The sequence below is a fragment of the Companilactobacillus zhongbaensis genome, from assembly GCF_003946515.1.
Taxonomy (GTDB): Bacteria; Bacillota; Bacilli; order Lactobacillales; family Lactobacillaceae; genus Companilactobacillus; species Companilactobacillus zhongbaensis.
In genome coordinates, this window is sequence record NZ_RHOM01000001.1 from 112,734 (window position 1) to 132,543 (window position 19,810).

Sequence of the window (19,810 nt, forward strand, 5' to 3'; positions counted from 1 at the left end):
ATTCCTCCTCTAATCGTTAATCTTATTTTAACCCAACATGTAAAAACTGGGTGGCAATTGTAAATGTAATGTAAAGCAAATATAAAGCTGATTCTTTACAATGTTTCGAAATCTTTACATTTAATAAACAATGAATATACATTCAATTGATAATCTATTACATGTTCTAAAAAATTGTTATAGGAAAGTTGGTATGTTTTTTATGAAAAAAGGGCGTTTTTTAACGATTTGCTTAGGGGTAATGTTAATGGCCTTATTAGGTGGAACATTAGCCGGATGCTCAGGAAAGAGTAGCTCAGCTAATAGTTCAGATAGCAAGAAGCTATCAATCGTTTTTTATCCAAATGAGTCTGCTAAAGACTATTTAGCTTCACGTAATGAGTTGAAAGCTAAACTTGAAAAAGCAACAGGTAAGAAAGTTGATATTAAGACAACTACAGATTACAACGTTGCAATCGAAGCAATTGCTTCAGGTAAAGCTCAATTGGCTTTCATGGGTGCTGATGGTTATATCAAGGCACGTTCATTGAACAAAGCGGTTGAACCTTTACTAACAGAATCAGGTCCAGATGGTACATTCAAGGGTGCTAGCTACCGTTCATACTTGATGGTTCCAGAAAAAGAAGCCGCTAACTACAAGAAAGATGGCAAGTACAGCATCGAAAACGTTAAAGGCAAGAAGATCTCATTCGTTTCAGCTAGTTCAACATCAGGTTTTGCCGTTCCAACATATGAAATTCAAAAAGAATTCAAGCTTAAGAACAAAGATTCATTCTCAGAAAGTGGCAAGTTCTTCCAAAAAGTTCTTTATGGTAACTCACATCCAGGTTCAGCAGTTAACTTGTTGAAGGGTGATGTTGATGTTGCAGCATTTGATGACATTGATCTAACACCATTTATGAAAGTAACATCAGGTAGCTACTCAGAACCAGGTGCTAAGTTCACAGTTAGAGAAGATGCCGGTGCACCATTTACAGATTTCCGTGGTAAGAGTGTTGTAAGTATCTCAGTTCTACCAGTTCAGAATGGTCCACTTGCAGTAAACACAAAGACACTTAGTGAAAAAGACCGTAAAGCAATTGCTGACTTGTTCACATCAGACGAAGTTGCTAACGATCCTAAGTTGTTCGCAAAAGATGGTTCAAAACAAGCTGCATTGTTCCACAAGAAGGGACCTAAGTCACAACTTCTTAAGGTTGATGACAACTGGTACAAACCTACACACGAATTAATCGGTAAATAGTAAATAGGAGGCATTACGATGCTGGAAGTAAAAAACTTAGCGAAGAGTTACCAAAAGGATAAACCAGCCTTGACCGACATTTCTTTTAAAATTGATCCAGGTAATTTTGTAGCGATAATTGGTCCCTCTGGGGCAGGTAAAACTACAATTCTTAGAAGTCTCAATCAACTTATCAAAGATGATGCTGGCGAAATCTTGCTTGATGGTGAAGATATTCGTTCCGCAAATAAGAAAGAATTAAGAAAACTACGCCGTCAAATTGGAATGATTTTCCAAAACTACAACCTTGTTGAAAGATTGACCGTTTTAGAAAATGTTCTTCATGGTCGACTCGGGTATAAGTCAACACTTGCAGGCGTAATTGGCCGCTACACCGAAGAAGAGAAACGCGAAGCTCTCGACTTGTTAGACAAAGTTGGCTTGTCAGAGTTCGCGTTGCAAAGATGTTCAGAACTTAGTGGAGGACAAAAGCAACGTGTAGGTATTGCACGTGCCTTGATCCAACATCCCAAGGTCATTCTTTGTGATGAACCGATTGCCTCGCTTGACCCGGCATCTGCGCAAAATGTCATGAAACTCCTCAAAGAGTTAACTGAAGAGTTCAACATTATTTGTATTGCTAACTTGCACCAAATCGACTTGGCAAAAGAACATGCTGATCAGATCATTGGTATTCGTCATGGTCAAATGATTTTTAATGATACGGCCGACAAACTATCAAAAGATGCCATTGCCGAATTGTATGGCACTTCAGCAGCTAAGGAGCTAGCATAATGAAGCAACCCAAAGTTACTGCCGCTAGTTATTTAGGTAAGAAACGTCTAGTGCAATCAGGTGTTTTGGCTTTGATCGCTGGTATTTATGCGATCGGCTGTTATATTTTGCAATTTGATACTATCCAAGGTACTTTATCGATCCCAAAGGCGTTTGCCTGGCTAGCTATCAATTTCATGCCGACACAAAGCTCAATGTCTTACTTGCCCCAGATAATGGAGAAGTTATTTGACACAGTTTTGATGTCAATTGCCTCAGTCGTTGTGGCTGCAGTGATCGCGATTTTCTTCGCGATCTTAGGCTCAAAAGTAACAGGTATCAACAAGTTCATGCAAGTTTTAGTCCGCGGAATCGCTTCGTTTTTTAGAAATATCCCGTTAGTAGCTTGGGCAATGATCTTGCTTTTCTCATTCAAGCAAAGTAACTTCACTGGTTTTTTAGCTTTGCTTTTGATGACTATTGGATTTTTGATTCGAGCATTCATGGAAATTATCGAGGACGAAGCTGGTGAAGCTATGATGGCTCTAAAAGCCACTGGTGCCAGCTACTTCCAAGTTATCTTCCAAGCCGTGATCCCACAGATCATCCCTAGTTTGATCAGTTGGATCCTTTACATGATCGAAAACAACGTCCGTGATGCGACCCTGGTCGGAATTTTGACTGGTACCGGAATTGGCTTTATTTTCGACATTTACTATAAGAGTTTCCGTTTCGACGCTGCAGGAATGACTGTTTTATCAATCATCGTTGTAGTTATCGGATTAGAAACACTCTCGAATCAAATTAGAAAGGTGATTTTATGATTTCAAATGAAGGCACTAAGCCGATCGTTTCTAAACCATCATTTCAAAAAGATCCGCAACAAAAGATCAAGCTCCACAAGACTACAGCTTCAACTTGGATGATCCAAGCGGTCACAATCAGTTTGATCTTGATCACGTTTTATACTTTGACTCATTTGAACACTGAAAATGTCAAAATGGCAGATGCATTCAAAGGTCTGATGATGACTTTCAATCAAATGTTTTTACAACCTAATGCCGGTGCTGACGGCTTTTGGGTCTTACTCGAAGCCTTAGGTGTCAGTGTTTTGCTCGGAATTTTAACGACTATTATCGGTGCCGTTCTAGGTTTTTTCTTCGCCGTAATTGCTTCCCGTAATTTAACGAACGCTTATTGGGGCGCCGGTATTCGTGCATTGATGGCCGTTGTTCGAGCTATCCCAACTATCTTGTGGGCTTTGATCTTCTCGATTGCCGTTGGACTTGGTCCGACAGCTGCGATCTTAGGTTTAAGTTTCCACAGTGTTGCTTATTTAACGAAAGCTTATTCAGAAAGTATCGAAGAAATTGATCCTGCGATCATCGATGCTTTGAAAGTAACCGGATGTAAATTTTGGACAATTGTTTTCCAAGCGGTCTGGCCTACGATAATTCCTTCCCTAGTTTCATGGACATTTATTCGTTTGGAGATCAATTTTGCCAATGCCGTTGCCGTTGGCGCGGCCGCTGGTGCCGGTGGTATTGGTTATCAGTTATTCGTTACTAGTGGTTTAAGCTTTGACTTCCATGAAGTAGGCTACATTGTCTACATGGTCATCATCGTTACTTTGATCTTGGAATTCATCGCCGTTAAATTAAGACAACATTACTTAGGTAAATAAAGGAGTTTATTATGATTGAAGCCGTTATTTTCGATTGGGCAGGCACAACAGTTGATTACGGAAGTTTAGCGCCAGTTGATGCCTTCCGTGCTGCCTTTAATACGAAGAAGATCTACCCAACTGATTCAGAGATCAGACAATTCATGGGGATGTCTAAATCAGATCACATTTGGGAAATGCTAGCTTTGCCTAGCATCTCTCAACAATTCGAAGAAGAATATGATCGTACTCCGAATGAAGCAGATCATGACGAATTATACGATTTGTTCGAATCAGCTTTGATGGCTCATTTAGTGAAGAAAACTGAGTTAAAGCCACACTTGTTGGAGACAGTTGATTTCCTTCAACAAGCTAATATCAAAATTGCTACAACTACAGGTTATACTCCAAAGATGATGGATGCCGTTGCAACTGGTGCTGCCTCACTAGGTTATCGACCAGAAATGATCCTAACTTCAGCAGATGTAGACAATAATGGTCGCCCACATCCAGATATGATCAACAAGATCTTGTCAGACTTAGCAATTACTGCGCCGGAAAATGCCATCAAGATCGGCGATACGATCGTTGATATTGAAGAAGGTAAAAATGCCAAAGTTAAGACGATCGGCATTATTGAAGGAAGCAGTTTGATGGGGATGACTGAAGTGGAGTACAACGAACTCACTGAAGAAAATCGCCAAATCGCCTGTGATGCAGTTCGCCAACAATTCACAGACGCTGGAGCTGACTTTGTGATCAACAACTTGTCAGAATTGCCAGAAATCGTTAAGAGTTTAAATCAACTAAAGGAAATGTAGAGTAATGGAAAACGAATACTTATTATTGACACCAGGTCCATTGACCACCAGTAACACAGTGAAAAAAGCTATGGAAAAGGACTATTGTACTTGGGATGACGATTACAAGAATATCACTCAATCTATTCGCCACTCCTTACTAAAAATCGCTCAAGTACATCCTGACGATTACACTGCTGTTCCGATCCAAGGTAGTGGAACTTACGGTGTTGAATCAGTTATTAGTTCGATCATTCCTAATAATGGAACATTATTGATCGCTATGAACGGCGCTTACGGTCAAAGAATTGGCCAAATGGCAGACGTTTATGGAATCAACCACGTTGACTTAGTAGTTGATGAACAACAACCAGTAACGAAAGAATTAGTTCGTGCTGAAATTGAAGCTCATCCTGAGATCACGCATTTTGCTATGATCCACTGCGAAACAACAACTGGTATTTTGAATCCGATCTAAGATATCATTCCTTGGGTCAAAGCTCAAGGAATCATCACGATCGTTGACGCAATGAGCAGTTTTGGTGGTATTCCGATCAGAGTTGCTGATCTTGACATCGACTTCTTGATCAGTAGTACTAACAAATGTATTCAAGGTGTTCCTGGCTTTTCATTTGTCATCGCCAATAAAGTGATGCTCAACGGAAGCCGTGGCAATGCTAGAACACTTTCCTTAGACTTGTATGATCAATATCAAGCCATGGAAAAAGATCACGGTAAGTGGCGTTTTACTTCACCAACTCACGTAGTTCATGCCTTTGCGCAAGCATTGACAGAACTAGAAGTAGAAGGTGGTGTAGAGAAGCGCTACATGCGTTATCGTGACAATCAAGCACAACTATCTGCTGGCATGGATAAATTAGGTTTAAAACAACTGATTGATCCACAATGGCAATCTCCAATCATTACATCTTTCAGATATCCAAGTGATGACTTTGACTTTGCAACATTTTACCAAGAATTGAAACAAGCTGGGTTCGTGATTTATCCTGGTAAGATTTCAATGGTCCCAACTTTTAGAATTGGTAACATCGGTGAAGTTTATCATGAAGACATCGAGAAACTATTAGCAGCGATTGAAAAGATTTCAACTAAGACAGTTTAATTATTTCCTTTCCGAACAAGAAAAGGGCAATGTTTACTTTGTGAACATTGCCTTTTTTTGCGTATTTTTCCTGCAATAGAGATCTAATTATTGACCGATAAACGAAAATTAACTTCTTTAAAAAAATAATAGCGGATGATCAATTCAAATCAAAATATACTAGTAAACTTGTCAGGACTGGATTTAGCTATATAGAAAATATCGAAATTTTTTTACAGCGGTATGAAAGGGTTTTCTCTCACCGTAGTCAGAATGATAGTGATACTGATTCACAAATATGCTAAAATGTTCACAATTGGGTTAAAAGTGGAGGATTTCATGGCTAATAATAATCAATCAACAAGTAAACTTACAAAGACAAAATTTTTAACGGTGTATCCAGAATTTTTACATCGTTTTTCACACATGAGTTTGGATCAACAAGACTACATCATAGCCGATCCGACATTGATCAAGCTCTACAGTGATCGCGAGGAAAAGGGCGAACTGGATCAAGATTTCAATCGTCAAAACGATGAAGCAGTGGAAGACCAAGTGAATGAATTGATCGAAAAATTTAACAACTAAAAAAATCGGGCCTAACTCAGGCTCGATTTTTTGATATGTGTGACAAGATGTCTTTTATTTGTTTTCTAAAACTTCTTCTGACCAACCGAGGACAAAAGCATTAGTCCCAAGGTGAGCGCCAATAACGGGACCGATTTGACCGGTTTCCACAACTAAGTCGGGGTATTTTTCACTCATGTGTTCTTGCCATTTTTCCATGGCATCTAAGTTATTAGTTCCCGTTAGGAAAATACGTAGAGGATAGTCGGTTTTTTGACGGACGGTTTCGAACTCATCTTCAATAAAGTGTAAAGCACGTTTCATCGTCCGAATCTTGTCGGTAGCAACGATCTCATGTTCTTCGTTCATCATCGTCAATACAGGCTTGATCCGCAATAAGCCACCAGTAAAAGCAGCAGCATTAGTCAAACGACCACCGTGAACTAAATTCTTCAAGTCATCAACTACGAAATACTCACCGATCGTCCGTTTTTGACTGTCGACTTTGTCCAAGATCTCATCAGCAGAAGCACCATCGTTAGCCAACTTAGAAGCGTATTTAGTCAAATAAGCCATCGGTTGGATCGACAAGAAGGAGTCGACCACGTGGACATTGGCGTTTTTATATTCTGGCAAAGCGGCTACTAAGTTGTTGCAAAAACCAGTGATACCACTAGTGATATGAATACTAATGATTTCGTCATAACCCTTAGCCACAACCGAGTCGTAAAAATCAAACATCTCTTGGATGGAAGGTGGAGCCGTAGTAGGAAAGTCTTTGGAAGTAGCTAATTCCCGATAAAATTGTTCATCAGAAATGTCGATACCTTCATGATAAAACTTCCCATTCAATTGAACCTCAAAGTGAACCATAAAAGCGTTCCCCATCGCTTTCAGTTCGTCAGCACTCAAACTAGAAGTACTGTCAGTAACAATAGCAATCTTACTCATTGTGTTTCTCCCTAAAATAAATAATCCCAATAAAATTATCAAGCATCAAAAACAATGCTAATTCAATTTGCATAAGTCATAAAAAAATTACCATTGAACACCCAGCATGTCAAATAGGGCAGTAAAATATACATCAAATAGTTCACAAAAAATTAAAATTTCAATGCTATACTTCAATCAAAAAGGAGGGAACAAAACAAATGACATTATTAGCCGCCAGCACCACCAGCAGCCTACCACTATTAATAGGAATACTAGTAGCAGTATTCGTCATCCTGTGGCTACTATTCAAAACAGTAGGCTTCATATTCCGCCACCCCTTCATAGGAATCCTACTAATACTATTCGGAATCCTAGGCCTATGGAACTACGCCATAATAGGAATCGGAGCCCTAGTAGGAGGAATAGTCTTCCTAATAATCTCGTATTTTTTCAATCAATAATAACGCATATTAAATAGCAATGGTGCATTGAGTAACGGACAAATGGTTTAAGGTGGATGAGCGAAGCGGAATCCTGAGGTCCTATTAGCTTGGGAACCAAGCTAATCCGCAAAAAAGCAGGAATACATCAAAAAAAATCCAGAACCTCTAGCCCCTACCCACAAAAGGGGGTGATTGAACTATTTAGACGGAGGGGTCCGGGAATCCAGCCCTCAGTAGCCAAATTCTTGTTAGCGATTTATCGCTTACAAGAAGACTCGTATTTGAAATGCCCGGTGGTTTTCCGGGTAGTTCAAATCGAGTCGGCTACGTTCCAGCGGCTGGATTCCCGGACCCCGGAGTCGGCATTGAACGTACACCCAAACTACTACCTCAACCAAAAATTAACTCCCAACCAAAAGACACCAAAAATCACAAACAACAACAAAGCAAAACGCCTCTAGTCTGCTTTTTTTCCTCTCACATCAAAACAAGTAAACAAAAAACAGCTGGAAAATCATCCAGCTGTTTTAATTTTTAAAACTATTCATCATTCATCTTAGAATGCTTCCGAGCATAACCAAAATAAATGCACAAACCTATTGCCAGCCAAATAACAAATCTCAACCAAGTTTCCCAGTTAAGTCCTGCAATCAGCAACATACAAAACGCAATAGCAATTAAAGGAGTAACAGGAACGCCAGGTGCCTTAAATCCACGATGGATTTCTGGATGACTCCGTCTCATCCACATGACACCAGCTGAAACTAAAATAAAAGCTGTCAAAGTACCGATATTAACTAGTTCTGATAAAATATTCAAGTTAATAAAACCGGCAGCGATGGAAGTAATGATACCGAAGAACCAAGTTCCCTTATAAGGTGTTTGACGACGGAGACTTACGTGTCCGAAAAATTCAGGTAGTAAGCCGTCACGAGACATTGAATAAGTAATTCTTGATTGTCCATAAATTTGAACTAAGATAACGGTCGTCATGCCTAAGATAGCACCAAGACTGACGATCATAGATAACCAACCTTGGCCAGTTGCGTGTAAAACTGCCAAGATAGGAGCATCAAGATATTTTGCAAAGATGGTGTACTTAACAACACCAGTCATGGTCAGAGACATCAGAATATAAAGTACTGTGGCGATACATAGTGAATACATGATCCCTTTTGGTAAAGTCTTACTTGGATTGATAGTTTCCTCAGCACTAGAAGATACGGAATCAAATCCAATGAAGGAGAAGAAACAAATCGAGGCAGCGGGGATAACACCTGCAGCGGTACCGTTATGGAATGAGTACCAACCATAAGGAGTAAATGGACGCCAGTTGCCGACCTTGATGTACCAAACGGTAAAGGCTAAAAATAGCACGATTACAGCTAATTTAATAATAATCATCGTATCGTTAACATGTTTTGTTTGATTAATACCCATGGCAACGACAGTTGTGATCAATAAAATAATTAAAAATCCTGGTAAGTTAAAGTAAGTAGTTACGCCGGCTGTCGTACCAGGAGCAGCAGACAAAACAGTAGGAATGTGGATCCCAAATCCGGATAAAAAGTTAACAAAGTATCCGGACCACCCAGCAGCAACGGTAGCAGCACCGAGTGCGTATTCCAAAATTAGATCCCATCCAATAATAAAAGCAACAATTTCACCAAATGATATATATGAATAAGTATAAGCGGAGCCGGAAACCGGAGCCATTGATGCGAACTCAGCGTAACAAAGACCGGCGAAACCACAACAGACCGCAGCAATGAAGAATGATAATGAAAGTGACGGTCCAGTAGTCAAGGCACCTTTACCAGTTAAAACGAAAATACCAGTACCAATAATGTCCCCAATACCTAAGAAAATTAAGTCCCAAGTGTGGAGAGTTCGTTTAAGAGGAGATTGATGCGCCAACAAAACGCTGATTTCCTTCTTTCGAAACAGATCCATATATAACACCACCTTTCTTTTAAATTGCCTTATTCTAGGCTCATAAAATAAACGAATACCAATATTTTGTTTTTTCTAATGAAGGGTATTAAAAAGGCGGTGTAATAACATTTATAAAAGTGAAAACGTATTTTTTAAAAAATTATTATTGAAAAAAGGAACGAAAGTTAAGTGAGCCTAAAATCAGCTCTTCAGCGTTTTACTAAGAAAACTTGTCGGTTGTCAATTGTCAATTAACATTAATTCGTTCTAATTAAATTAGAAGATTTTAACTATATTTCAAACTAAAGCTAAAAACCGAAAAAACCTTTAAAGTATGCGTTTTCATGGAAGCTATTTATATTGTCTAGTCCAACTAACTATCTTATAATTTAAGTGTAAACAACGAATTATTAAAAAAGTTCTTTACAATTATTGAACAGGTTTACACAAATTTTTATGTGATAATATATAAAAATTGATTAGGAGTGTCTGCTATGATTAATTTACAAGTTAGTGATGAGCGTACATTGCATCAAGCAATTTCCGCCAAAGTGAATAATTTACAAGTTACTGATCAAGCTTTTGATATTTGCAAAGAAGCCATTGACAAGACCAATAGCGCACAACAACGCCCTGGCGATAGTAGACAACGAGCCTTCAACGACCTATACCGGCGCATGAAGTTCGCCATGTCGAGCAAGAACATGAAAAAGCGCAACAAGCTACAAGATCAAATAACGAGTCAGTATACGATCAAGGAAGTACCAAACAATAAGGCTTATGAGCTGATACGAGATACATTAGTTTAAATAAAGAAAAGGGTCGCGGTCAGCGATCCTTTTTTGTGTTTGATGTTTTTTTCGGAAGTATGTTGGGTGGAGGTTTGTTCCCGGTCCTGTGGGGGTTCCGGGAATTGCGCCGTGGAACGCTGCGGGCCAACTTTCGACCTTAGTTGTTCGGTGGCGTAGCCACCACCAAAACCGGTCGCGCAAGTGCGTCAGCACTTACGTTCCATTGGACATCTCAAAGCTTGACCTTTTCGTAAGCACGGCCCATGCCGTGCAAACGAAAATTTCGCGGCTGACGGCGAATTCCCTCCACCCCCACAGGACCTAATTGGGTACAAAATCACTTGTTGGTGGGGGATACGGTACTTAGGTTTATAGTGGTATGTTGTTTGGATTTAACAGAGGGTCCTAATGTTTGAATGTTTCCTAAGATTCTTTGCCTTTTCCTTATCTTGTTGATTTTGTGTCAGAAAATCATCGCTAATATAACAAGAGATCATTAGTGATTAAGGTTTTGCCCTTGATCTTGCTATAAAAATGGTATTTGAGATAAACCAAAATGAATTAGGAGCACAGTTGTAGCCGACTTATGTAGAAAGCAGTGGAGATCAAGAAAAAACAAACAAGATATTGATTATATCAATCTAGGTGGAGGGGCGGGGCGCTATATGGGTTCAGCTGTGAAATTATTCTTAGCGACGAAGGAGCTTTGAATAAGACTCGTATTGGAGATGTCCGGGTGAACTTCCCGGATAGCTTCAATCGACGTCCACAGCGTTCCAACCCTATATAGCGCCCCGCCCCGGAACCGGCAATCAGCGCACACACAAACTACTACCACCATCCAATACAAATAATAAAAAATAACCGCCCTAAAATATAACGACAATATAATTAATATCCGCCACCAAATATGGGAAAATACAGATAGGTGAATACATTATGATGAATGAAATTTTGAATTTGTTAAACTTATATGTTTCAGATAATCAAAGAAATGTTCAACAGATCGGTCAAGTGGCTGATGCTATCGATGACCCAAAACTAAAATCGATCATATCTGAAATGCAGCCTAAGGAATTGCAAGTAATCGGTTTATTTGAGATCAATACGGAAGTGTCTTTGAAAGAGCTCCCTAAACTCCTCGGTGTCTCACAGGCTTCGACCTCACGGATCACAGCTAAGCTGGAAGAAAATGATTTGATCAGTCGGCATAAGACGGAATTGAACAATAAAGAGTGGCTCTTAGATTTAACTAAAACTGGTCAAGAAATTTTGGTTATCAAACAAGAAATCGATCAAAAGCGTCAAGCTCGATTGAATGAGTTGACTAAGAATTATTCACAAGCAGATTTGGAAAAAATAGTCGGCTTTTTGCGTGAATTGGTCAAGGTTGACGGTGAGTAGTTATACCTAGAGATAACTCGAATTTTTAGTCAAAATAAAAAGTAAATTTATTATTATTTTTATTACTGATATATTGCTAATTTGTGAGATAAGGTTGAAAATATGAGTAATGGGGGAAATGCTATGAAAATCCAAAACCAATTACTCAAAGTTACGATGTTTACTGCCGTGTTATTAGGAGCTTCCATCACCAGTCAAACCGTCAAAGCGGACGAGACGACAGATGCTAATGCTACTAAAGATGCCACAGCAAAGTCAGAAAAGACGGCTGTGCCTCTTTATAATGGCTTCAAGTCAACTGACAATGACGTTGCAACTACTGAGCCTGCAGCTTCGCAAACGAATGCTCGTGAAACTACAGAAGACAACGTTTCCTCGAGTGAAGACCAAACTACTTGGATCAATACTAACCAATTTAAGCCACAAAATGATTACTACGATTATCTTAATCACAAGTGGATCAATAAGACTGACGTCCAATCGGATAAAATGGATGCCGGAGCCTCGCTTGATGCCCAAAGAAATATTAATCAACGAGTCCAAAATAAATTTTATGATTATCTCAATGGGACTGAAAATACTAAAAGTCAGAATATGCAAAAAGCAATGGACTTTTACAATCTTTATTTGAGCAAAAATTATTCTAGTACCGAAGATATTTCAAAGGATGCTGCCCAAGGAATCATGAAGGTAGTCAATCAGATCGATAGTTTAGAAGATCTAAGTGATTTTTCAAAAAACATGAATGATCTGCTCAAAGAAGGCGTGACTATGCCGATCGGGGTCAAAGTCGATATCGATCAACGTAATCCTGATTTGCGTGCCTTGTATTTTTACGGTGGAGCACCTGTGTTGCTCAAAGATAATGGAGAGACTAACGAAGATCAAACAAATCAGAATACTATCGGGGGATTTTTAAGTAGCTCTGGATTGTCCCTTTCATCTATCCAAGGTATTGTTGTCAACGCGTCTAAATTTGATAAGATTTTGGTCGACAATCAGTCTGCTGAAGATATTATTACCGATCACTATCAAAACAATTATGGTGCAGAAGGTATCAATCGTCTTGGCGATTACTTAGGTGTGAACTACGTCAACTTTACTAATATGCCAGTATTTATCGACATGGATCATTTTGTTAATGGCGTTACCGGAATGACACCAGGTTACGTCTACGAGATGACACCTAGTTTTTATAACAACATCAATGAGATCATGACGGACGAGAACTTTGCTGAAATGAAAGCCTGGATGATCTGTAATTATGTCTTAAATAGTTCAAATTATATTCATAATTTAATAGCCAACTTTCCTGAAGTAGAAGGAGAAACCAAAGCTGAATTCAATCAACGGATGGCTTATTACTTGACGACGGATGCTTTTGGCGATGCATTCAGCAAATATTTCGGCGAAATTTTCCTAACGAAAGAAGCTAAGGAAACCGTAACTGATATGGCGGAAAATTTAGTTTCTGCATACAAAGATACGATTTCCAATAGTTGGCTCGAAGCATCGAGTAAAAAAGCTGCTTTGGAAAAATTAGACGATATGAAACTAAACATCGGCTACCCAACAGATTCTTATTCGTACTACAACAAAATCGATATTAAAGATGACAGTGATTTTTATCAGACGTATCGTGACATCGTTGATGCCAGAAATTACAACCAATACGCCAAGTATCAAAAACCTGCCGACAGAACCGAATGGGCCGGACTATCAAGCTTAAACGACAACGCCCAATACGTTCCAAGTAAAAACGCCATCTTCATCAACACCGGCTTTTTGCAAGCACCATTTTTTGACGTCAAGGCATCTGACTCCACAAACTACGGAGGAATCGGAACAGTCATCGGACACGAACTAAGCCACGGATTCGATCAAATAGGCTCTCTCTACGACAAAGACGGTCTCTTCAAGAACATGTGGACAGCCAACGATTTGGAGAAGTACAGCGAAAAAACGGCCCAATTGTCAAAAATTTATGATAAAACTAATTTCCAAGGTGCAACAATCAGCGGAGATACAACAGTGAACGAAAACTTAGCCGACAATGCCGGACTAAAAGTAGCCGAAAAGGCCCTAGAAAAAACCAACGCAGCAAACTGGGACCAATTCTACCGCTCATACGCAAAAGCCAACCGCTACAAATACTTCATAGACCCAGATAATGCATCAGTAGCAGCAAAGAGAAGAGAGCAATTAGAAAAAGATGCCCACTCCCCATTCCCAATAAGAGTAAACAAAACCCTCCAAAACAGCGACCAGTTCGACAAAACATACGGAGTAAAACCAGGGGACGGCATGTGGGTAGATCCGGACAAGAGATTTAACTTGTGGTCGTAAAACATTTGAAATGGGAATCATAAAGAATTAAGAACGAACGACTTACTCAATAATTTTGAGAAAAAAGTCTTTGACGTAGTTCACCGTAAATCGGTCAAAAGAGATTTCCCAGCAAGATGTAATCAAATAAACAATAAAAATCAAAACGACTATAAAAACCAAAGCAGTATAAGCAAGAAGGAATAAAACCACAAAAAAACTCCTGACAAAAAACATGTCAGGAGTTTTTAATTTTAAAATTAAGAAAGCTTAAACGGCTGCATAGTATTAAGATCTTGCTTAGTCTCAATATTCTTAAAGTACATATTAACATCAGCATTAGGATCATTAACCTTAACCAACAAAGCACCCTCAAACGACTCACCAGGCTTAACCTCATTCAAGTTCGACTTATTAACAGTCTCAGAGTAATCACCATCGCCACCAGTAGGGGCAAGAACTTGATCACCTTGTTTCAAGATCATATTTTCAGCTTGAACTTTTTGAGGGACTTGGTTGGAATCAGTCTTGTTAGTGTAAGTATATTTAACTAACAATGCAGAATCACCATTAGCATCTTTAACGAGCCGCACATCGTTAGAGATTTTGAACTCAAAGTCGTCAGACTTGTAATCTAGATGGTTGTACGATCCAGGATTATCATAAGTCCGTTTCTTTTCGGTTTTTTGACCGTCAGACTTGTTGTCGTCTTTAGTAACATTTTGACTTTCAGCAGGATCAGTAGAATTATTTTCAGCAGATTTATTTGACTGAACATTTTCTACGTTATCGGAACTTTGCTTTGGCTCATCTTTGTGAGAATTGCTAACACTCCAGAACACGATACCTGCGATAACAGCTAAAATGATGACGATCAGTGTGACGATGAACGGTGTTTTTTTGTAAAACGGTTGATGGGTTTTACGGTACTGACTACGCGTCATATTAGGCTTTTGATTATCCATGATATTCCCCCAATTGGCTATGTGTATATACCCCTTTATGATAACTCTATATTTACAATATTATCATATTTCTTTCTTCAAATTTATTATCTAAAAGTTGACTAATCTTTTTTGTCGAAAAGCCGTCAAAAGTATTGAACAGTTATTTTAAAAGTGGTATAAATATCTGGTTGAAACATCAGGGGTGTTTTTAATCAATTTACGAGGGGGTAACAAAGATGTTGTTTTTTGGTAATCATGGCGACTACGAAGTCACATGTCAATTTTTAGATAAGAAAGGCCAGCGCATTGCTAAGAAGCGCATTTGCCATAACGTGTCCAAGAAAGAAGCACGTGATGGCATGATGAACTATATCACAAATCAATTCTCAGAATCGATTGATATCGCCCATCCAATCAAAGTCGTCGCAAAGCCCACTAAATAAGAGCGTGGAAGGGCACGGTCAGCTGCTGACAGTTTCTAAACCGGAGGCCGCTGTGCCCTGGAACGCGTTTCCACTATAAAGCGGGCAACGTTTGGTTAATAATCAAGGAACGCTTGGTAACAAACCAATCGAAGTTTGGCAATAATCAAGGAACGTTTGGTCACAAACCAATCAAAGTTTGGCAACAAACTAAAAACGTTTGGAAACAAAGATATCAAAACCAAACCAACGACGAACCAAGTCCAAAGGCGAAAACCAGGACAAAGATAAAAAAACAACAAAACCACAGCAGACCAACGCAAGGTCTGCTTTTTTAATACAAAAAAATAACGTACCCGATTCCATCTTTGTTAAGATAGAACCAAAGAGGGCTACCACAATGAAAGAAAAAAACATCTCAGGCAAAAGATTTTTTGCTGTCACAGTTTTAAACATAGTTATTACGATTGCCGAATTCATCGGGGGCGTTATTTCCGGAAGTTTAGGACTTCTCTCCGATGCCGTGCACAATTTAGAAGATTCACTTTCGATTTTTATTTCATACATTTGTAATTTGATCGGTCGAAGAAGAAACGACGTTTCCAAGACTTTTGGCTATAAGCGAGCCGAAATTTTGGCGGCGTTCGTTAATTCTAGTATTTTGATCGTTATTACCATCTTCATGGTGATCGAGTCACTGCGTCGTTTCCATACGCCACAGCACATCGATGGGATGTTGATGATGATCGTGTCCTTGATCGGGTTAGCGGCTAACTTGATCTCGATGGTTGCTTTGTGGTCAGGCTCAAAAGACAATCTCAATATCAAGGCAACTTTTTTGCACATGATGTCTGATACTTTGAGTTCAGTCGGCGTATTTGCTGCATCTATCTTTATTACGCTTTTTCAGTGGTATTGGGTCGATCCTTTGATTACAATTATTATTGCGGTCTGGTTATCTAAAGAAGCTTATAACGTTGTTAAAGAGACGATCAACATCTTGATGGAGGCTAGTCCTGATATTGACCTCAATGAGGTGAAAAAAGCCGTCTTAACGGTCCCAGATGTTGTTGGAATCCATCACATTCATGACTGGATGATCGATGAGAATTACATCATTTTCGATGCCCACATCAACGTCAACAAGGATTGTACGATGGATGAGTTGGAGACCATTTATCGGCAAGTCGAAAAGATCCTCAAGGAGCAATTTCACGTCTCGCACGTTACGCTTCAGGCCGAATGCACTCGCGGTTTGAAAGAACCACTAATTTATTAGGAATGAGGGAGAAACATGGCAGAAACAGATTATAAGGAATTTTTAGCACACGCAAAGGAAAATACTGCACGTCTGCAAAAACAAACTAAGAACGTTGGAATGGACTATTTTAAGATGCATTCCGATGCGATGGAACCTGGTGCCATTTCGAAAAAGCATAAAGAATTGATCTCATTAGCTATCGCCATCTCCAAACAGTGTGACGGCTGCATTACTAGCCATTTAGCTTCAGCAAAAGAAGATGGAGCAACTATTGAAGAAGTCGTTGAAGTTGTTAACGTTGCCATCATGATGAATGGTGGCCCAGCCATAGTTTATGGTGGAAAAGCTTTGGAAGCTGCCGAGCAATATTACGGTGTTGACTTAAAGTAAGCCCCTTAAACTGATACTAAATTAGTGATAACATGGATATCATTAATTTATTTACGAAGAGTAGGAATTATTTGATGGTTAAATTGATTTTAGTTAGACACGGTGAGAGTGTCGCTAATGCAGAAAATGAATATACTGGTTGGAACGATGTCCCTTTGACAGAGAAGGGGATCGAGCAGACCCACCAAACAGCAGATAAGATCAAAGGCATCTCATTAGACCATGTCTGGACATCAGTGTTGAAACGAGCAATTAGTTCAGCGTACATAATTCAAGATGACTTGCATTTAAACTACTTGCCTATCACCAAGGCCTGGCAACTAAATGAACGTCACTACGGAGCTCTCAGGGGGCAAAATAAAGATGTCACTCGTCAAGAGTACGGAGCTAAGCAAGTACAGATCTGGCGGAGAAGTTTTTACGCTTTTCCCCCCAAGCTAGAAGAACCAGACAAACGGGTCGGACCTTATCGTTTAGTCGATCCTAAAGCAATGCCTTACTCAGAAAGCCTATTCAAAGCTTACCAACGGATCATTCCTTACTACGTTGACCATATCGTCCCAGAATTACTCGATGGTAAAAATCAACTAGTTGTAGCTCACGGCAGTACGATCCGAGCTATGATCAAGTATTTAGAAAACATCGGTGATAAAGAGATCGATGGCGTTGAAGTTGCTAATGGGGAACCGTTGATTTATGATTTTGATGATAAATTGAATTTGATTAAAACTAATCGCAAATAAAAAGAACCGGAAAACATTTTGTTTTCTGGTTCTTTTTTTACTTGAGATAAAACCCACGGTTCTCAACCGGAGTAGAAAAGACGATCTGAGTACTAGTCCGGCCAAATTTGTGTAGTTCATTGATCAAGTCATCGAGGTCTTCAGTCGATTTAAAAACTGCCTGCAAGATCATCGAGTATGGGCCGGTGATACAATCACATTCGATCACATTAGGAATGGAATCGACGTACTTATAAAATTCCGGCTTTTGATCGGGACTAACTTCTAGTTGAATAAAAGCTTTGATCTTCAATCCTAATTTTTCAAAGTTTAAATGAGCATTGTAAGACTTGATATATCCGTTTTCTTCCAGTTTCTTCAGTTGTTGCGAAACAGCAGGAGCAGTAATGAAAAGTGCCTCGCTCAATTTTTTAATGGACAATCTGCCGTTCGATTGTAAGTAGTTTAATATCTTTTGGTCTATATCATTCATGGCTTTCCTCTCGGTAGCAAAAATAGTTAAAAGCTTTGTATTATTAAGCAATCCAAAAAACAATTTTTGTTTTACAAAGTATAACAGCAAAGCTATTTATTTGTTAAACAACAGGTGCTATCTTTGTCGTCATAAAGAAAGCAAGGTCGTTTTTTATGACATTAAGGGTTGAAGAAGATTCCATTGGTCTACTTAAAATTGATGATAAGAAGTATTACGGAGTGAATACTAAACGAGCTGAAGAAAACTTCGAGTTAAAAACATCCAAAACCGACTTGGACTTGATTAAACAAATTGCCATGATTAAATTAGCAGCAGCTATTGCCAACGAGAAAGTGGGGCGTTTATCGGCTAAAAAAGCGAAGTACATCATTCAAGCAATTAACGAGTTCTTGGCAGGAAAGTTTGCCGATCAGTTTGTAACGACGGACATTCAAGGAGGTGCAGGAACATCGACTAATATGAACGTCAACGAAGTCATTGCTAACCGTGCTTTGGAATTGATGGGGCATCGTAAAGGCGAATACGAGTACTTGAGCCCCCAAGATGATGTCAATGCCGGTCAATCAACGAACGATGTCTATCCCAGTGCCGGCAAGCTGACGATTTTAAAGAAGTCCCAAAAATTGCATGATGCCTTAACTTTGTTGATCCAAGCCTTCAAGCAAAAAGCCGATGAGTTCCAAGATGTGAAAAAAATCGGTCGAACGCAATTACAGGAAGCAGTCCCAACGACATTAGGAAATAGTTTCCAAGCTTTTGCGGACGGTTTATTACGTTGTCAACGTCAGCTACAAAAAGGCATGAAGTCTTTACTAGAATTAAACTTATCCGGTACCGCTATTGGCACGGAAGTTAATACAAGCCCTGGCTACAAAAAAGAATTGTACCGTCAGTTACAAAAACAGTATCAAATGAACATTCACCCAGCTAACGATTTGATCGATGCCACGCAAAACCTCGACTCATACGTGCAATTTTTAGGCACTTTCAAAGCTTTAGCAGTGACCATGTCTAAGATATCTCACGACCTAAGATTGATGTCTAGTGGACCTAAGAGTGGCTTTCATGAGATCAACTTACCAGCTCGACAGCCAGGTTCATCGCTCATGCCTGGAAAAATCAATCCAGTAATACCCGAAGCCGTTTCCCAAATCGCCTTTGAGGTCATTGGAAATGATACGACCGTGACGATCGCGGCTGAATCTGGTGAGTTTGAGCTGAATGCTTTTGAACCGGTAATTTTTAAGGATCTATTTGAATCGACTGACTTGTTGGAGAATAGGGCAGTGATGCTGACTACTAAGTGTGTTGATGGTATTACTGCTAATAAAAAGCATTGTTTGGATGATCTGGATAATAGTGCTGAAACTGTTACTAAACTTACTCCTATTATTGGTTATGCTACTGCTTCTAAATTTGTTAAGGAGGCTTTGAAGAGTGGGCGTAATGTTTATGATTTGCTTAGGGATGCTGGAGTTTATGATGGTGGTTTGGCGGATGAGATGGTTGATTGATTAATTTAATGGGTATAAAAAACGCAGTCACTTTCGCACCTGATTTTTTGGCAGTGACTGCGTTGTTTTTTTGTTATTTTCTTTTGGTTTTGTTTGGTT

19 protein-coding genes and 1 pseudogene are annotated in these 19,810 nt (G+C 39.3%); 16 read left to right on the top strand and 4 right to left on the bottom strand.

What is annotated here, in order from left to right:
- Positions 1–247: 247 nt before the first annotated feature.
- The 7 genes and pseudogenes from EKM69_RS00585 to EKM69_RS00615 all read left to right on the top strand — a co-directional run bounded on the left by EKM69_RS00585 (position 248) and on the right by EKM69_RS00615 (position 6,149).
- Positions 248–1,243: a phosphate/phosphite/phosphonate ABC transporter substrate-binding protein gene (locus EKM69_RS00585; RefSeq protein WP_125707048.1), complete on the top strand. Its 996-nt coding sequence runs from the start codon at positions 248–250 to the stop codon at positions 1,241–1,243.
- An 18-nt stretch (positions 1,244–1,261) separates the two neighbouring features.
- Positions 1,262–2,017: a phosphonate ABC transporter ATP-binding protein gene (gene phnC, locus EKM69_RS00590; protein WP_125707050.1), complete on the top strand. Its 756-nt coding sequence runs from the start codon at positions 1,262–1,264 to the stop codon at positions 2,015–2,017.
- Positions 2,017–2,820, top strand: a complete 804-nt coding sequence (locus EKM69_RS00595) for an ABC transporter permease subunit (RefSeq protein ID WP_125707051.1) — start codon at positions 2,017–2,019, stop codon at positions 2,818–2,820. The genes phnC and EKM69_RS00595 overlap by 1 nt, the downstream gene beginning before the upstream one ends.
- Complete coding sequence (locus tag EKM69_RS00600; RefSeq protein WP_125707052.1) at positions 2,817–3,680, top strand: PhnE/PtxC family ABC transporter permease; 864 nt, start codon at positions 2,817–2,819, stop codon at positions 3,678–3,680. The genes EKM69_RS00595 and EKM69_RS00600 overlap by 4 nt, the downstream gene beginning before the upstream one ends.
- Before the next feature lie 11 nt (positions 3,681–3,691).
- Positions 3,692–4,480, top strand: coding sequence for a phosphonoacetaldehyde hydrolase (phnX, locus tag EKM69_RS00605; RefSeq protein WP_125707053.1), 789 nt, complete (start codon positions 3,692–3,694; stop codon positions 4,478–4,480).
- Between the two features lie 4 nt (positions 4,481–4,484).
- Positions 4,485–5,582, top strand: a pseudogene (gene phnW, locus EKM69_RS00610) (2-aminoethylphosphonate--pyruvate transaminase).
- Positions 5,583–5,900: 318 nt separating this feature from the next.
- Complete coding sequence (locus EKM69_RS00615) at positions 5,901–6,149, top strand: hypothetical protein (protein ID WP_125707055.1); 249 nt, start codon at positions 5,901–5,903, stop codon at positions 6,147–6,149.
- Positions 6,150–6,203: 54 nt separating this feature from the next.
- On the opposite strand, the gene EKM69_RS00620 is transcribed toward EKM69_RS00615, so the two are convergent.
- Positions 6,204–7,079 carry a DegV family protein gene (locus tag EKM69_RS00620; RefSeq protein ID WP_125707058.1) on the bottom strand — a complete coding sequence of 292 codons (876 nt, stop codon included), beginning with the start codon at positions 7,077–7,079 and terminating at the stop codon, positions 6,204–6,206.
- A gap of 200 nt (positions 7,080–7,279) precedes the next feature.
- Between EKM69_RS00620 and EKM69_RS00625 the strand changes: the two genes are divergently transcribed.
- Positions 7,280–7,522: a hypothetical protein gene (locus tag EKM69_RS00625; RefSeq protein ID WP_125707060.1), complete on the top strand. Its 243-nt coding sequence runs from the start codon at positions 7,280–7,282 to the stop codon at positions 7,520–7,522.
- 522 nt (positions 7,523–8,044) lie between these two features.
- Here the strand turns inward: EKM69_RS00625 and EKM69_RS00630 are convergent.
- Positions 8,045–9,457, bottom strand: a complete 1,413-nt coding sequence (locus tag EKM69_RS00630) for an amino acid permease (RefSeq protein WP_125707062.1) — start codon at positions 9,455–9,457, stop codon at positions 8,045–8,047.
- Between the two features lie 476 nt (positions 9,458–9,933).
- Between EKM69_RS00630 and EKM69_RS00635 the strand changes: the two genes are divergently transcribed.
- From EKM69_RS00635 to EKM69_RS00645, 3 genes are all read left to right on the top strand, one after another.
- Entirely contained in the window at positions 9,934–10,248 is a 315-nt protein-coding gene (locus tag EKM69_RS00635; protein WP_125707064.1) for a hypothetical protein, read from the top strand.
- Positions 10,249–11,169: 921 nt separating this feature from the next.
- Positions 11,170–11,634 carry a MarR family winged helix-turn-helix transcriptional regulator gene (locus EKM69_RS00640; protein ID WP_125707066.1) on the top strand — a complete coding sequence of 155 codons (465 nt, stop codon included), beginning with the start codon at positions 11,170–11,172 and terminating at the stop codon, positions 11,632–11,634.
- Between the two features lie 123 nt (positions 11,635–11,757).
- On the top strand, positions 11,758–13,980 hold the full coding sequence (locus EKM69_RS00645; protein ID WP_164505802.1) for a M13 family metallopeptidase: 2,223 nt from the start codon (positions 11,758–11,760) through the stop codon (positions 13,978–13,980).
- A gap of 239 nt (positions 13,981–14,219) precedes the next feature.
- On the opposite strand, the gene EKM69_RS00650 is transcribed toward EKM69_RS00645, so the two are convergent.
- Complete coding sequence (locus tag EKM69_RS00650) at positions 14,220–14,924, bottom strand: DUF5067 domain-containing protein (protein ID WP_125707071.1); 705 nt, start codon at positions 14,922–14,924, stop codon at positions 14,220–14,222.
- Between the two features lie 218 nt (positions 14,925–15,142).
- On the opposite strand from EKM69_RS00650, the gene EKM69_RS00655 reads away from it, so the two are divergent.
- The 4 genes from EKM69_RS00655 to EKM69_RS00670 all read left to right on the top strand — a co-directional run bounded on the left by EKM69_RS00655 (position 15,143) and on the right by EKM69_RS00670 (position 17,722).
- Complete coding sequence (locus EKM69_RS00655; RefSeq protein WP_125707073.1) at positions 15,143–15,349, top strand: hypothetical protein; 207 nt, start codon at positions 15,143–15,145, stop codon at positions 15,347–15,349.
- A gap of 379 nt (positions 15,350–15,728) precedes the next feature.
- The gene (locus tag EKM69_RS00660) at positions 15,729–16,607 is read left to right on the top strand and encodes a cation diffusion facilitator family transporter (RefSeq protein ID WP_125707075.1); all 879 of its coding nucleotides are present in this window, start codon (positions 15,729–15,731) and stop codon (positions 16,605–16,607) included.
- A 15-nt stretch (positions 16,608–16,622) separates the two neighbouring features.
- Entirely contained in the window at positions 16,623–16,979 is a 357-nt protein-coding gene (locus tag EKM69_RS00665) for a carboxymuconolactone decarboxylase family protein (RefSeq protein WP_125707077.1), read from the top strand.
- A gap of 74 nt (positions 16,980–17,053) precedes the next feature.
- Entirely contained in the window at positions 17,054–17,722 is a 669-nt protein-coding gene (locus EKM69_RS00670) for a 2,3-bisphosphoglycerate-dependent phosphoglycerate mutase (RefSeq protein ID WP_125707079.1), read from the top strand.
- Positions 17,723–17,759: 37 nt separating this feature from the next.
- Here EKM69_RS00670 and EKM69_RS00675 read toward each other — a convergent pair whose 3' ends face one another.
- Positions 17,760–18,194: an Lrp/AsnC family transcriptional regulator gene (locus tag EKM69_RS00675; protein WP_125707081.1), complete on the bottom strand. Its 435-nt coding sequence runs from the start codon at positions 18,192–18,194 to the stop codon at positions 17,760–17,762.
- Positions 18,195–18,349: 155 nt separating this feature from the next.
- Here EKM69_RS00675 and EKM69_RS00680 point away from each other — a divergent pair, with 155 nt between their 5' ends.
- On the top strand, positions 18,350–19,711 hold the full coding sequence (locus EKM69_RS00680; protein WP_125707083.1) for an aspartate ammonia-lyase: 1,362 nt from the start codon (positions 18,350–18,352) through the stop codon (positions 19,709–19,711).
- The last annotated feature ends 99 nt before the right edge of the window (positions 19,712–19,810 follow it).